General features: G+C 65.5%; 17 protein-coding genes. 2 read left to right on the top strand and 15 right to left on the bottom strand.

Annotated features, from left to right (window positions below; all coding sequences use genetic code 11):
- Nucleotides 1–2 precede the first annotated feature (2 nt).
- Both ACM608_RS00590 and ACM608_RS00585 read right to left on the bottom strand, forming a co-directional pair.
- Complete coding sequence (locus ACM608_RS00590) at nt 3–179, bottom strand: hypothetical protein (protein ID WP_013039042.1); 177 nt, start codon at nt 177–179, stop codon at nt 3–5.
- Nucleotides 180–370: 191 nt separating this feature from the next.
- Nucleotides 371–763 (bottom strand): DUF3768 domain-containing protein, encoded by a 393-nt coding sequence (locus tag ACM608_RS00585; protein WP_007688057.1) that lies wholly within the window; start codon nt 761–763, stop codon nt 371–373.
- Nucleotides 764–1022: 259 nt separating this feature from the next.
- Here ACM608_RS00585 and ACM608_RS00580 point away from each other — a divergent pair, with 259 nt between their 5' ends.
- Nucleotides 1023–1373: a hypothetical protein gene (locus ACM608_RS00580; RefSeq protein WP_066564291.1), complete on the top strand. Its 351-nt coding sequence runs from the start codon at nt 1023–1025 to the stop codon at nt 1371–1373.
- Nucleotides 1374–1511: 138 nt separating this feature from the next.
- Here the strand turns inward: ACM608_RS00580 and ACM608_RS00575 are convergent, their stop codons facing one another.
- Nucleotides 1512–2033 (bottom strand): hypothetical protein, encoded by a 522-nt coding sequence (locus ACM608_RS00575; protein WP_031295760.1) that lies wholly within the window; start codon nt 2031–2033, stop codon nt 1512–1514.
- Nucleotides 2034–2140: 107 nt separating this feature from the next.
- On the bottom strand, nt 2141–2305 hold the full coding sequence (locus ACM608_RS00570; RefSeq protein ID WP_007688065.1) for a hypothetical protein: 165 nt from the start codon (nt 2303–2305) through the stop codon (nt 2141–2143).
- A 305-nt stretch (nt 2306–2610) separates the two neighbouring features.
- Here ACM608_RS00570 and ACM608_RS00565 point away from each other — a divergent pair, with 305 nt between their 5' ends.
- Nucleotides 2611–3045 (top strand): thermonuclease family protein, encoded by a 435-nt coding sequence (locus ACM608_RS00565; RefSeq protein WP_007688066.1) that lies wholly within the window; start codon nt 2611–2613, stop codon nt 3043–3045.
- Between the two features lie 75 nt (nt 3046–3120).
- On the opposite strand, the gene ACM608_RS00560 is transcribed toward ACM608_RS00565, so the two are convergent.
- The 11 genes from ACM608_RS00560 to ACM608_RS00510 form a co-directional block, all read right to left on the bottom strand.
- Entirely contained in the window at nt 3121–3528 is a 408-nt protein-coding gene (locus tag ACM608_RS00560) for a single-stranded DNA-binding protein (protein WP_007688067.1), read from the bottom strand.
- Between the two features lie 407 nt (nt 3529–3935).
- Nucleotides 3936–4604 carry a hypothetical protein gene (locus tag ACM608_RS00555; RefSeq protein WP_419680991.1) on the bottom strand — a complete coding sequence of 223 codons (669 nt, stop codon included), beginning with the start codon at nt 4602–4604 and terminating at the stop codon, nt 3936–3938.
- Nucleotides 4605–4717: 113 nt separating this feature from the next.
- A complete protein-coding gene (locus tag ACM608_RS00550; protein WP_056383887.1) occupies nt 4718–5659 on the bottom strand; it encodes a DUF2493 domain-containing protein in 942 nt (313 codons plus the stop codon).
- A gap of 347 nt (nt 5660–6006) precedes the next feature.
- Nucleotides 6007–6747, bottom strand: a complete 741-nt coding sequence (arsH, locus tag ACM608_RS00545; RefSeq protein WP_056383962.1) for an arsenical resistance protein ArsH — start codon at nt 6745–6747, stop codon at nt 6007–6009.
- Nucleotides 6747–7178 carry an arsenic resistance N-acetyltransferase ArsN2 gene (gene arsN2, locus ACM608_RS00540; protein WP_056383886.1) on the bottom strand — a complete coding sequence of 144 codons (432 nt, stop codon included), beginning with the start codon at nt 7176–7178 and terminating at the stop codon, nt 6747–6749. The genes arsH and arsN2 overlap by 1 nt, the downstream gene beginning before the upstream one ends.
- Entirely contained in the window at nt 7175–8242 is a 1068-nt protein-coding gene (gene arsB, locus ACM608_RS00535) for an ACR3 family arsenite efflux transporter (protein ID WP_419680988.1), read from the bottom strand. Before arsB ends, arsN2 begins: the two co-directional genes overlap by 4 nt.
- Nucleotides 8239–8679: an arsenate reductase (glutaredoxin) gene (gene arsC, locus ACM608_RS00530; protein ID WP_419680986.1), complete on the bottom strand. Its 441-nt coding sequence runs from the start codon at nt 8677–8679 to the stop codon at nt 8239–8241. Before arsC ends, arsB begins: the two co-directional genes overlap by 4 nt.
- Nucleotides 8604–9212: an arsenate reductase ArsC gene (locus ACM608_RS00525; protein WP_419680984.1), complete on the bottom strand. Its 609-nt coding sequence runs from the start codon at nt 9210–9212 to the stop codon at nt 8604–8606. The genes arsC and ACM608_RS00525 overlap by 76 nt, the downstream gene beginning before the upstream one ends.
- A gap of 12 nt (nt 9213–9224) precedes the next feature.
- Nucleotides 9225–9563 carry an ArsR/SmtB family transcription factor gene (locus tag ACM608_RS00520; RefSeq protein WP_013849891.1) on the bottom strand — a complete coding sequence of 113 codons (339 nt, stop codon included), beginning with the start codon at nt 9561–9563 and terminating at the stop codon, nt 9225–9227.
- A gap of 52 nt (nt 9564–9615) precedes the next feature.
- Entirely contained in the window at nt 9616–10539 is a 924-nt protein-coding gene (locus ACM608_RS00515; RefSeq protein WP_419680981.1) for an ArdC family protein, read from the bottom strand.
- Nucleotides 10540–10631: 92 nt separating this feature from the next.
- Nucleotides 10632–12644 (bottom strand): ParB/RepB/Spo0J family partition protein, encoded by a 2013-nt coding sequence (locus ACM608_RS00510; RefSeq protein WP_419680979.1) that lies wholly within the window; start codon nt 12642–12644, stop codon nt 10632–10634.
- Nucleotides 12645–12671 lie beyond the last annotated feature (27 nt).

The following is a 12671-nucleotide window of genomic DNA, read 5'->3' as shown; positions in this document are numbered from 1 at the left end:
CCTCAGCAATAGTCGTCAGGACCATCGCGCAGGTTGCGCTCATAATGATCGCGCGAGGACCAGTCGCCGCCACCCCCAATGCCGGGACCGACATAGCGGAACAGATAGACGGTGAGGGCGAAGCAGCCGAACGCGAAGAGAAACGCGTGATCGGGATGCGCGGCGAAATATGCGGCCATGATAAGTCTCCTTGGAGCCAGTGAACGGGCAAGCGAACGGCGCCACTGGCGCCGGCCACGCGCAATCGCGCGACATCTCGGACCCGCGCCCTCCCCTCCCGCATTTGCGGATGCGGCGTCCGTTGCCCGCATAGTCTGCTCAAGCAGACTATGCGGGCCATCCCCCCGGTCGGGGGGATGGCTGCGCCGGATCAATATTCGTCGGCCAGCAGGATAGTGAGCACGCGCGTCGTGACCTCGGGGTTCGCGGCATCCGGCGAGCCATAGGCGAGCTCGAGATCGTAATAGTCGATCTTCCAGTAGAGGATCGCATCCTCGAACTCGAAGCGGCCGAAATCATGCTCGTCGATCGGATCGTTGTCGGGCGTGAAGCTGTCATAGTCGCGCACGATCCGGAGGATCTCCGCGCGGCGGCGAAAGCCGCGGAACAGGGCGACGTCGCCGATCAGCGCCGCAACGCCCGCAGTCATCACGATCTGGTTGCGGCCCGGGCTATGGATGGACCGGCGAAGCGCGTCATTGAGTTCGGCGACGCGGGCGATCCGCTCGGCCTGGCTCATCGCATTCGGGGAGGATTGGGACATGAGAACGCTCCTGATCTGTCCGGCCCCGCCCGCCGGGGCCTTCCGACAGGCGTGCCAAGGGCCGGCGGCAGAGCGCGGCCGCGCACCGGCAGGGTCGCAACGGCAGTGGAGAAGCCCGCAAAGCGGGCTTGCGCGGGCGCGCGCGCCGGCCAGGCAAGCCGACAGGAGGAAGGTCTTGGCGGGCGGGATCGCGAAGAGATGATCGCGGTGTCCTGATTCTCTGGCTCCGCGGAGAGCCCGGCGCTATCCTCCGCCCATCATGACGAGCAGCGCCACTCTCTTCCGCCTTGCCCCGGCCTGGACCGCGTCACTCCAGGCGATGCGGCTGCGCCAGATCCTCGTCCGATCGCAATGCCGCCGCTGCGGTGCGTTGATGCGCGAGGATGTCGATGCCCTGATCGGGCTCCATGGAGCAGGCGCCAGCCTCATCGACCGGCAGGCCCGATGCCGCATGGTCGGCTGCGACGGCGCGGCCTATTATCTCGCGGCGCGGGGCCATGACCGTCCCTGGCACATATTGCTGCACGATGAGCACCTGCGTGCGGGCCTGGCCAACTGCCCTCCAGCGCGCGGCGCGACCGGCCGGGCCATAGTTTGCGCGCAGGGTTGAGAAGTGCGAGCAGTCACGGCAGGGATCGTCACCCGAATGGGCTGAGACTTGGCACAAGGCTCAGGGCGAAGCCTAGAGCCCGGTCCGGCCGCGCCGGAGCCGCCATTCTCAGCGCATAGATGCAGAGAAATCCGACTTTCAGACGGCAACCGCCCGTCGCAGATTGCCAAGTGCAGAACACAATTTCTGCGATACCTTACGGAGCTGCTGAAGCCTCTCCGCCGCCTCGTTCTCTTCGATCACGAGCGTCGAACGATCAGCCTGCCGTGCCCGGATCGCGATCACACGAAAGATGGCGGCCCATCGACTGGTCCGTTCGACTGTCAGCTTCGCCTGGCCATGGGCGAGCATCGTGCGCAGCCCTTCCTGGTGCCGAAATTCCGCCAGCAGGCTCGCGACACCCTTTCCCTCCACGGAAAAGGGGCCGCCCTCATTGACGAGTGCAGCAAGGTCATCGAGCCGTTGCCCGACCAAATGCCGTAGCTTCACCGACTGTCCTCGTCCCGGCTGAGCGCTCAGATGCAGCAAAGTCTCGGTAACGGCCACCTCCACCGCGGCGAAGCATTGCAGACAGGCACCGCGCCAGGCGTTCACCTCCTGGGTGACGCGCGCCCACAGGGCATCATCGCCGGCATTCGCTATCGCAGCCTCAATCGTCATTATCGCAGCATAGTCGCGGCATCTGAACAATCGGTTCTCGTCTTCGGCGCAAGCCGCGAGCGAAGCGCGGGGAATAACCGGGAGCCGAGCGGCTCCCGGTCGAGCCGTCAGGCAAAGGGATCGAATTCGGTGACGATGGCGACGCTGCCGTCGGCGTCTTCGGCGGTGATGACCCCGTAATGCTGCCCGATCGCGATGACGAAGGTGACCATCATGAGGCTGCGCGAGAGGCTGAAGGCGTGGCGGCGAGCGATTGCGATGTCGGTGAACATGTCGAGGCTCCTTTGCGCGCCGGCGGGTTCGTCCCGCTCGACAGGCGCCCGATGTGTCCGGCCGGTGGCCGCGATCACTTTTTTGGCTGGAGGCCCAAAAAGCCGTAGCGAAGCGACCGGACCCCTTGCGGGTTGATCGCAAAAGGTCACCGGGTGGACCAAGGATCGCGCCGATTGAGAGCGGGCGAACCCGCCGGCCAGGAGGCCAGGTCCCCGCCGATGTCGCGCCCCACCCCTTGCCCTGCCTGCCGCTCCATCCAACGGGTCCGGATGACAGGCCGCCGCTTGTCGGTTAGCCCCGCCGGATGCTGTTCCCGCTCCTGCTTGCCGCCGCCGTGGTCCCCAATGATCAGACCTTCGCCTGCACACCGACGCGCGTCTGGGATGGCGATGGCCCGATCTGGTGCCGCGAGGGCGCCCATGTGCGGCTCGCCGGCATTGCCGCGCGCGAGATCGACAACAGCTGCCGCCCCGGCCAGCCCTGTCCGAGAGCAAGTGGCCCGGCCGCCCGCGATGCGTTGGTGCGCCTGCTTGGCGGACCGCGCGGCCAGACATCCACCGGGCATATTCGCGTGGCTGGCCCCACCATGCGCTGCGTCTCGACCGGCGAAGCCAAGGGCAACCGGACCGGCGCCTGGTGCAACGCGCCCGGCATCGGCGATCTCAGCTGCGCGATGATTGCGACCGGCACCGTGCTGCGCTGGGAGCGCTATGCCAAGGGGCGATGCCGATCCCGCTGATCCGCTTGGGACCATGCCGCGCCTGAACAGGATAAGAGGCCCGGCGGCGATGCCGCCGGGCCGCCCTGTCCGAGCTCAGAAGGGGATTTCATCGTCTTCGGGCTCGTTGCCGCCGCCGCTATTCTCGTTGGACTTGGCGCGGGTGAGGAAGGTCACCTCGTCGGCGATGATCTCGACGCCGTAGCGTTCGATATTCTCGCTGTCGGTCCAGCGGGTGTAGTGGATACGGCCCCGGACCATGACCTTCATACCCTTGTCGACATATTGCTCGACCGTCTTGCCGACGCCGTTGAAGCAGGTGATCCGGTGCCATTCGGTGTCCTCGAGGCGGCGATTGTTGTCGTCGCGCAGGATCTTGCCGTTGCTGTCGCGCTTCGGGCGCGAGGTGGCGAGGCTGAAATGGGTAATGCGGGTGCCGCCCTGGGTGGTGCGGGTTTCCGGCGTGCCACCGACATTGCCGGCGAGGATGACGAGGTTCTGCATGGCCTGAGTTCCTTCGATGTGGGTCCAAGGGACCGTCCCTTCGACTGATCCCCGGCCAAGGCGGACAGGACGGCCCATCCACCGGCAGCGCAGCGCCGGGGAACCCCGAGACAAGGGGTGGTGCGGGCAGCCGTGGCACACGGCAACTCGGCCCGATGGCTTGCGGGTTGGATGGGCCGGACGGCCGGCTTAGGGGTCAGATGAGGAGAAGGACGGTGCGTCGCTTGGGCCATGACCGGAGCCCACCCATCGAAACCGCCGATATTGCCGGCTTTACTGAGCTCGCCGGTCCGGCATCTCGCGGACCTTACGCCCGTGCCTTATCTGCCCGTCCCTTGAGCCGCAGGACGGGATTGTAGGTCCTTCGCATGGCCTCTCGCGGGCTCGACACGATGTCCGTTGCACGATCACGCGGAGGGGGATGAGGAGGTGAGCAAGGTGGCGGCGCCTGGCATGGCTGGGCTCAGGCGGGCCGCCACGGCATCGAGGAGCTGCCCGGTCTCGCAAAGCACGGCGCCGATGTTGCAGGCATAGCCACCTGCCACCAGCGCGTCGATCCGATGCACCGCATAGGCCGGGCCGAGGCTCTTGATGAAATCGGCCAGCGGACGACCGGGCGCCGGCAGGCCTAGCTGCCGCGCCTCGTCGAGGGCGCGGACAAGGTCATGACGGATATCGCGGGCCAGCGCATCGTCCGTCCAGCCATGACCCAAAAGATGCGCCTTCAAACCCAGTTCGCAGGAGATCGCGAGCAAGTGCAGTGCCGGCGCAAGCGCAATAGGCGCGCCAATCTGCGCGCCGCGATGAAATTCGCGCGCACGATCAAGAAACACGGCTGCAAGCACCGGATCGCCGGGCGCCGCCAATCTTTCGATCGCGCGCCAGCGGCGCGGCGTCAGCTGGCGGAGCCAGGAGGGACCGGCCTGGTTGCGCAAATGCCGTAAGTAAGCGCCATCGGCTTCGTCCACATCGCTGCCCGTTGACCATAACGACAGTAGCTTCGCCTTCCAGTGGCGGCCATGCGCGGCGCGGAAGGCAAGGAGCGCGCACGCACTGGCGCGATCGGGCATGAACATGATGCGGAACCTCCGAAAGGGAACAAGGGACGCATCCACCCCGCCCCCTCCCCTCCGGCACCGGCATTCGTGAGATTGAGAAAAGCCGGCCGCCGAAGCGGCCGGCACGGCGGTCAGCCGCGGGATAAAGCCGCCGGCGGCGTTCCGAGCGGTCCGCGGCGATCGACGACATGGATGCCGCGCGCCTTGGCCTCGATCACCAGCCTTTCGGTGACGCCGTTGCCCTGGAAGGCGATGACGTAGCGCGGCTTGACCGAGAGCATCTGCTCGTTGCGCCGGAAGCCGGCACGATCGCCAAGCTTGCGATCAAGGCCGAACCGCAGCTGCTGGATGCCGTTCTGCTCGGCCCAGGATGCTGCAAGACGCTCGATGCCCTTCATGTCGCCGCCATGGACGAGATACATGTCGCCCACACGCTCGCGCACGGCCTTGAGGGTCCGCAGCAGATTGTCGGCAAACTGCTTGGCCTCGTCGTCGCTGGCGAAGCGAAGGCGCCCGCCGGCGAAGACCACGGGCGTGCCATGGACCATATTGGCATCGCGCACCCGCTCGCGCCGCGCCTGCAAATAGGCCCGGCCATCGACGATCGCAGCGGTCGTGCCGAGCGAGATGCGGTTGCCGGTCGCGGGCACCCAGGAGCGGCCGGTCTCGTGCAGATAGTGGCGCGCCGCGGTGTCGCGCATCCCCTCATAGGCCTGGGCGGACTGCTCGACCTTGCGGGCGAGATCGATCTTGTCCTCGAGATCGGCGGTCGCGATCTCCGACCCGTCCTGCTCGGCGAGCAGGAGCCGGATCTCGTCGGTCAGGCGGTCGATCAGCTGATGCTTCTTGGCGGCCGCGCGGTGGAAGAGATTGACGAAGCCCCAGCCCAGATCCTCGATGTCGCGTTCGAGCGCGGTGAAGGGGAAGAGCGCGAAGAGATCGCTCCAGATGGCGCTGACGGTCTGTTCGAGCGCCTCGGCCGGTGGCGGCGCTTCCATCGTGCGTTGGTCGCCCGTCAGGTCGAGATGGCCGAGTTCGAGTGCTTGGAGCACTGCTGAAAGGGAGCTGGTCATGAGGGATTGCCTTTCCGTGTCGCAGGGCCGGCGGCCTTCCCGCCGGATGCGCACCCTCCGGGCCATCGAAAAAGCGGCGGCGGCACCGCCGGGCAACGCCCAAGGGGAACCCGATAAGGTCCGGGTGGTGCGGGCCGGCGCGCCTCGGCGCGCCAACACGGCCGGAGCGTTCGGGTTGCCGCCGCCAGCGCGATGGCCCATGTGCCGCATCCTCTGGCGAAAGGCGCGAAGGCCCTGTCGCGTCAGGCATTCATGGCGCAGAGGACCTTAAGAAGGGCACCCGCAACCCGATCTCCCGATGCGCACAGGACGGCATGAAAGCGCGTCGCATCGCAAGCGCCGGGCCGTCAGGCCGTCGACCGTGAGGCCAGATCTTGTGCCGCGTCGCGCTTGGCGGCTGCCGCCTTGCGTTCCGAATAGCGGTCCACGAGTTGATCGGCATGGCGACGTGTCAGCACCGTGAAGCGCACCAGCTCCTCCATGACGTCGACGATCCGGTCATAATAGCTTGAGGCACTGAGACGGCCGTCCTCGTCGAACTCCTTGAACGCCATAGCAATGCTCGACTGGTTGGGGATGGTGAACATGCGCATCCACCGCCCGAGCAGCCGCAACGTGTTGACTGCGTTGAACGACTGCGATCCGCCCGAAACCTGCATGACGGCCAGGGTCCGGCCCTGGGTCGGACGCATGCCGCCGAATTCGAGCGGCAAATGGTCGATCTGCGCTTTCATGATGCCGGTGATCTGGCCGTGCCGTTCGGGGCTGCACCAGACCATGCCTTCGGACCAGAGCGCATGCTCGCGAAGCTCATGCACCGCCGGGTGATCATCGTCCTTGATCTGGTCGGGGAGCGGGAGATCGGCCGGATCGAAGATCCGCACTTCGGCGCCGAAGAGGATGAGCAGCCGGGCCGCTTCCTCGACCGCGAAGCGACTGAACGACCGCTCGCGCAGCGAGCCGTAGAGGAGGAGGATGCGAGGTTTCGGCTCAAGCGCGCCGAGCCCGGCGGCGAGATCGGGCCGGATCATTGCACGGTCCAGCGCGGGCATGTGATCGGGTTCGGGAAGGATACGAAGACGCGACATCAGGCAATCCATTTGTACAAAAGGGCGGCGCTCGCCGGGCATAGCGATCGGAACTCGGCCGATTGCGCGATGACGGCAGGAACGTCGGTCCGTTCGGCTGTTTCATAGCCGTGACGGCGAAAGAAAGGCTCGGCGGTCGTGGTGAGCAGGTACAGGCTAGTCGCGCCCTCATCAGCTGCAGCGCGTTCGACTGCCGTGAGAATGGCACCGCCCAATCCGCATCCGCGCCGATCGGCCTTCACGACCAGCGAGCGCAGCAGGCGGTCGGAGCCGTCGCCTTCGATCCCGCCATAGCCGACAATGCCCGCATCATCCTCGAACCGAAAGAAGCGGCGTCCCGCCTCGGCGAGATCACTGGCAGGCAGACCCGCCGCGCTCAGCTCCGCCATCAGGTCGGAAAGCGACCTGGGATCCAGCAGTGTAGCGATCATGCAGGAACGCGTTGCTCGTACCAGGGCCGCGTCTTCTTCACGATGCTGACGACAGACAGCATTACCGGCACCTCGACCAGCACGCCCACCACGGTCGCGAGCGCGGCCCCGGAATTGAGGCCGAACAGGCTGATCGCGGCTGCAACCGCGAGCTCGAAGAAATTGGACGCGCCGATCAGCGCGGCCGGAGCGGCGACGCACCAGGCCACGCCGAAGCGCCGACTGAGCCAATAGGCCAGGCCCGCATTGAAGTAGACCTGGATGAGGATGGGAATGGCAATCAGTGCGATGACCAGCGGATGAGCCAGGATCGCCGAGCCCTGGAAGCCGAACAAGAGGACGAGCGTCGTCAGCAGCGCAACCAGCGACACCGGCCCAAGCGTTGCCAGCAGCCGATCCAGCGCCGGCTGCCCGCCTGACGATAGCAACGCCCGACGAATGATCTGCGCGACGATGACGGGCACGACGATATAGAGCAGGACCGAGATGAGCAGCGTGTCCCAGGGCACTGTGATCGAGGCGACGCCCAGCAGCAGTCCGACCAGCGGTGCGAAGGCGAAGACCATGATCACGTCGTTGAGCGCCACCTGGCTCAGCGTATAGGTCGGCTCGCCGTCGCATAGGTTCGACCAGACGAACACCATCGCCGTGCAGGGGGCGGCGGCGAGCAGGATGAGCCCGGCGATATAGGCGTTGATCTCGCCCTGCGGCAGCAGCGGCCGGAAGAGCCATCCCAGGAACAGCGTGCCGAGCAGCGCCATTGAAAAGGGCTTCACCGCCCAGTTGATGAAGAGGGTGACGCCGACGCCCTTCCAGTGTTGGCGAACCGACCCCAACGCGCCGAGGTCGATCTTGAGCAGCATGGGGACGATCATCAGCCAGATCAGCACAGCCACGACCAGGTTCACGCGCGCGATCTCGGCCGATGCGATGGCTGCGAACAGATTCGGCAGCGAATAGCCGAGCGCGATGCCGACAGCGATGCAGAGCGCCACCCAGACGCTCAAATAGCGTTCGAAGCTGTTGATCGCCGGCTTGGGTTGTGCCGCAACGGTCGCGTTCACGCCCCGATCCTCTTGCCGGCGGCGTCGATGACCTGCTCGCCATCTTCCTTGGTGAAAGCCCCGCGCTGGGCGGACGGGAGAAGATCGAGCACCTCTTCCGATGGACGGCAGAGTTTCACGCCGAGCGGCGACACAACGATTGGCCGGTTGATGAGGATCGGATGCTCGATCATCGCATCAATGAGCTGGTCATCGCTGAACGTCGGATCGGCAAGACCCAGCTCGGCGAAGGGCGTGCCCTTCTCGCGGAGCAACTGGCGTGCGCTGATGCCCATGCGGGCGATGAGCGAAACCAGGCGCGGGCGGTTGGGCGGCGTCTTGAGATATTCGATCACATGCGGCTCGATCCCGGCGTTGCGGATCATCGCCAGCGTGTTGCGCGACGTCCCACACTCGGGATTGTGATAGATGACGATATCGATTGCGGCATTGCCCATGCACCAGGCACCTTTTCGCTTGGGAGGTCGGCGCGGCCCTGTTCCTTGCCGATCCGGTTCAGCCGGTTCTGTAGACTCATCTTGTCGAGGCCTTCGAACGGCAGGTTGGTGAACAGCGAGATGCGATTGAACAGCATCCTGTATGTATCGAAGAAGGCCGCGTGCTGCACCGTTTCGCTGTCCTCGATAGCGGCCGGATCGGGCACCCCCCAATTGGCGGTCAGCGGCTGCCCCGGCCAAACCGGGCAAAGCTCGTTGGCGGCATTGTCGCAGACCGTAAACACGAAATCCAAGGACGGCGCATCGGGGCCGGAAAACTCTTCCCAACTCTTCGAGCGGAACCGGCTTGCGTCGTAGTTCAGCTTCTCCAAGAGATGAATGGTGAACGGATGGACCTCGCCCTTGGGCTGGCTGCCGGCGCTGAACGATTTGAAACGGCCTAGCCCTTCACGGCTGAGGATCGCCTCGGCCATGATGGAACGGGCGGAATTGCCCGTGCAAAGAAACAGTACGTTCAACAGGCGATCAGTCATGTTGATGTCCTTTCAGGCAGCACGACAGGCAAGCAGTTCATCCGCAAGTGGATGGCAGAGCTCGGCCCGGCCACCACAGCAGTCCTTGACGAGGAACAGCATCACGGAGCGGAGCGCATCGAGATCGGCGCGGTAGTTGATGATCCGGCTGCGCCGCTCGGATGTGACCAGGCCGGCACGCGCCAGGGTCGCCAAATGCACCGACATCGTGTTCTGCGGGACATCCAGCGCCTTGGCGACCTCGCCGGCAGGAAGGCCTTCGGGTTCGTGACGCACCAGAAGGCGGAAGGCGTCGAGGCGCGTGGCTTGGGCAAGCGCGCCCAACGCGACGATGACAGATTCGTTATCCATATATCCACGATAGCGGATATATGGATATGGTGCAATCGGCGACATGGCGAGATCAAGCAGCCGCCTGCTCGTCCAGATCATCCTCGCAAGCGAGATCGGTTGCCCGCAGCAGAAACCCGGCGGCTTCCTCCGCTCGCGCAGCCGCCGTCAGCAATGCGCGATTATCCTTGCGCAAAATGGCGAGCCAGGAGCCGATATAAGCCGCGTGATCGTCGAGATGGGTGGTTGGGAGACCCACATCGGCGCCAATCAGCGCTGCTGTCAGTTCGGCGACCAACTCCTCGAACGCATATGCCTGATCGCCGAAGCGCTTCCCGAACGATCGGGCAAGCCGGGCTGGATGGCCTGTCCAGTGGCCGGCCTCATGCGCGATGGTGGCTGCCCAGGCGGCGCGCGTGTCGAATTGCTCGACCGGCGGCATGGTGATGACGTCCTGGCGCAGATCGTAATAAGCACGATCGCCGCCACATCGCAGCCGCGCGGGCAGCCGGTCGACGAAGCGCTCCGCCCGCGGACCGAGCCGGTCGCCCGGCGGGACGAGGGAGAGGGCTTCGGGATAGAAATCGCCTGGGAGTGCGTCGATCTGGTCGGCATTGAAGACCGCATAGGACCGCATGACCCGGCGCTGCTCATCGACGAGCTCACCCGGACGTTCGTAGGAATCGACCTTCTTCGAATAGGCCTTGTAGAAGATCGCAAATTGCGACTGCTCACCGGCGCGGACCTGGCCGCCGAGGCTTTGTGCTTGCCGATAGGTCATCCAGTAGCGGGACCGATAGCCACACTGCTCGGCGGCCAGCCATAGCCAAAAGGTGTTCATGCCACGATAGGGCTCGCCATTGGCCCGCAGAGGGCGCCCTTGCGCGGCGCATGATCGCCAGGGCCTTACCCAGGGACGCACACCGGCCTCGAGCCGGTCGATGATGGCGCGCGTGATGGTCTCGGCCGGCGAGGGCCGGCCCGATGATTGGGTCATGGTGGATACTCCGCGAAAGAGCGGCTGTCTCAGCGCCGCCGATGAAGGGCGGCGGGCGACACGAAAGCGCCGCCCGCCGTTAGGCGTTCGCCTCAGGCGGCCTGTTCGAGGTCGCCAGCATCGCCATCGGGGGCGATCTCCCCTGATCCGCCGTCGCTGTCGTCTTCATCGCTGAGGAAAGCGGAATAGCTCCGGAAGCTTTCGGGCTTTTCGATCGCGCCGAACCGCATCTCGTCCGGCAGCCAGGAGAGCGCCTTTTCCCGGACTTCGGCCTCGACGATGCCCTGCCCCGAACAGAGCGCAGCGCAGGCATTGGCAAGGTCACCCTTCTTGGCGTCCTTGTATCGGCCGCGCAGCACCGGCCCGCCGATCTCGTCGAGCGCTTCGAGCATGACGTCCTTCTTCACCCGCCCGAAGAAGTTCTGGGCATCGGGCCGCCACCATTGCGCGACATCAATGTCGAGCAGCCGTCCGAGATGATCGTGGAAGCCGTTGCGGCGCCCGCCATCGTCGACGTTGAGTGTCGGTTCCAGCGTCTGCGCCAGGACATGGGCGAGCCAATCGGCGCGCGCCTGTTCATCCAGTTGCCGGAAGGCATCGAAGCGGGACGACAGCGTGTTCCCGCCTGCCCAGCTCACATCGAGCGCCTGGCGCTGTTCGGTCAGGACATTGCTCGCCGCGCTGCCTTCATCGCGGAAGCTGACGATCGGGAAGCTCGCGGCGGCCGCCTGCAGCGTCGAGTGGTCCCGGACATAGCTGCTGGCGAACACCGTCCGGTGCGCCATCAGGAATATCGTGAGATCGAGCGCGAACCCGGCATCCGAGGCGACATGGGCCGCCAGGATCTGCCGGCGCTGGGTCGCGAGTTCGTCAACCAGCATCGCGCTGAGCCGGGAGGCCGCGACCTTGCCGGACGGTGCTTCGGGTTCTGCGTCCTCGCCCGCCTGACGAATGGCGCGCTCACTGAACATGCGGCTGTGCACCCGCGGACTGCCATCGGGCGCCAGATAGATGAAGGTGCCCAGCTGGTCCTTGATCGCATCGTCGACCATCGTGCGCGACGCCTCGATTGTATCGAGTTCCCGCTCTATGTCGGCGAGCCGCGCCGAAGCCGCCTCGGCCTCGGGCGTGCCGTCCTCGAGTTCAGTTTCCAGCTCTCGGATGAGCGCATCGCCCTCATCCGAGAGACTGTCGACGCGCTCCTGCTCGTCCCCACTCAATTCGCGCAGCGGCGGATGATATTCGTGGAGCTGGCACTCCATATCATAGGGCACATGCGTCGCGAGAACCGGCGTCACGAACGCCAGCTTCTGTTCGGCAGCGAGTGCTTCCGCGGCCGCTTCAAGCTTCTGGGCGGCCAGCTGCTCGATGAGCTCCACGTCGATCCAGCTCTCGTCCACATCTTCACCGAACAGGTCGCGCTCGATCCGGCCGCCCGCGCCGACATAGGCGTCGCGGCCGACGAACCGTGCCTTGGCGTCGGTCGCCTTGACCGTTCCGTTGAGGAGCGCACGGCGGATATTGTCGGGATTGTCGCCATAATAGGACCGGCTCATGCTCTCGAACACGCGCGCCTGGCGATCGACGTCGGGCGTGACGGCATAAGCCTGGGCGACCCCCAGCGTGATCTCGCCCGCCGCCAGCGCCGCGAATACGAGAGGAGCCAGTTCGGCAAGCCGTACCCGCTGCTCAACGAAGCGGGTCGTGACGCCGAAACGTTTCGCCACATCCTCGGCACTCGCGCCCTTGTCGAGGAAGTGCTTGAAAGCCGAGCACTCATCCGCCGGGTTCATCGCGACGCGGTGGAAATTCTCGGCAAGGCTCGCTTCGGCCGATCCGGCATCATCCTCGAGCACCAGCACCTGAACCTCATGGTCCCCGGCAAGCCGACCTGAATCGATCAGCCGCTGGAGCGCCCGCAAGCGGCGGCCGCCCGCCTTGACGGTGAAATGTCCTGCCTTCTTGAGCGGCGTGACCACGAGATTCTGCAACAGGCCATGCGCGGCGATATTGTCGGCGAGGCTGTCGAGGTCGGCATCGCGATTGGATTTGCGGACATTGTCCTTCGAGAGCGAGAGGTTCTTGACCTTCACGGACTGGATCATCGGTTGTCTCCTTCGAGGGTTGCGCCG

Source organism: Sphingomonas sp. ID0503 (genome assembly GCF_048565625.1).
Taxonomy (GTDB): domain Bacteria; phylum Pseudomonadota; class Alphaproteobacteria; order Sphingomonadales; family Sphingomonadaceae; genus JBLZUR01.
The sequence above is the reverse complement of the archived record's forward strand: the minus strand, read 5'-3'. Positions and strand labels throughout refer to the sequence as shown.

Bases quoted from the DNA above. Each gene is read 5' to 3' on its own strand.
- ACM608_RS00525 (WP_419680984.1), bottom strand. From the start codon at position 9,212: ATGACTGATCGCCTGTTGAACGTACTGTTTCTTTGCACGGGCAATTCC.
- arsH (WP_056383962.1), bottom strand. From the start codon at position 6,747: ATGTCGCGTCTTCGTATCCTTCCCGAACCCGATCACATGCCCGCGCTG.
- arsC (WP_419680986.1), bottom strand. From the start codon at position 8,679: ATGGGCAATGCCGCAATCGATATCGTCATCTATCACAATCCCGAGTGT.
- ACM608_RS00580 (WP_066564291.1), top strand. From the start codon at position 1,023: ATGACGAGCAGCGCCACTCTCTTCCGCCTTGCCCCGGCCTGGACCGCG.
- ACM608_RS00555 (WP_419680991.1), bottom strand. From the start codon at position 4,604: ATGTTCATGCCCGATCGCGCCAGTGCGTGCGCGCTCCTTGCCTTCCGC.
- ACM608_RS00575 (WP_031295760.1), bottom strand. From the start codon at position 2,033: ATGACGATTGAGGCTGCGATAGCGAATGCCGGCGATGATGCCCTGTGG.
- ACM608_RS00565 (WP_007688066.1), top strand. From the start codon at position 2,611: ATGCTGTTCCCGCTCCTGCTTGCCGCCGCCGTGGTCCCCAATGATCAG.
- ACM608_RS00510 (WP_419680979.1), bottom strand. From the start codon at position 12,644: ATGATCCAGTCCGTGAAGGTCAAGAACCTCTCGCTCTCGAAGGACAAT.
- ACM608_RS00515 (WP_419680981.1), bottom strand. From the start codon at position 10,539: ATGACCCAATCATCGGGCCGGCCCTCGCCGGCCGAGACCATCACGCGC.
- ACM608_RS00590 (WP_013039042.1), bottom strand. From the start codon at position 179: ATGGCCGCATATTTCGCCGCGCATCCCGATCACGCGTTTCTCTTCGCG.
- ACM608_RS00520 (WP_013849891.1), bottom strand. From the start codon at position 9,563: ATGGATAACGAATCTGTCATCGTCGCGTTGGGCGCGCTTGCCCAAGCC.
- arsN2 (WP_056383886.1), bottom strand. From the start codon at position 7,178: ATGATCGCTACACTGCTGGATCCCAGGTCGCTTTCCGACCTGATGGCG.
- ACM608_RS00585 (WP_007688057.1), bottom strand. From the start codon at position 763: ATGTCCCAATCCTCCCCGAATGCGATGAGCCAGGCCGAGCGGATCGCC.
- ACM608_RS00570 (WP_007688065.1), bottom strand. From the start codon at position 2,305: ATGTTCACCGACATCGCAATCGCTCGCCGCCACGCCTTCAGCCTCTCG.
- ACM608_RS00560 (WP_007688067.1), bottom strand. From the start codon at position 3,528: ATGCAGAACCTCGTCATCCTCGCCGGCAATGTCGGTGGCACGCCGGAA.
- ACM608_RS00550 (WP_056383887.1), bottom strand. From the start codon at position 5,659: ATGACCAGCTCCCTTTCAGCAGTGCTCCAAGCACTCGAACTCGGCCAT.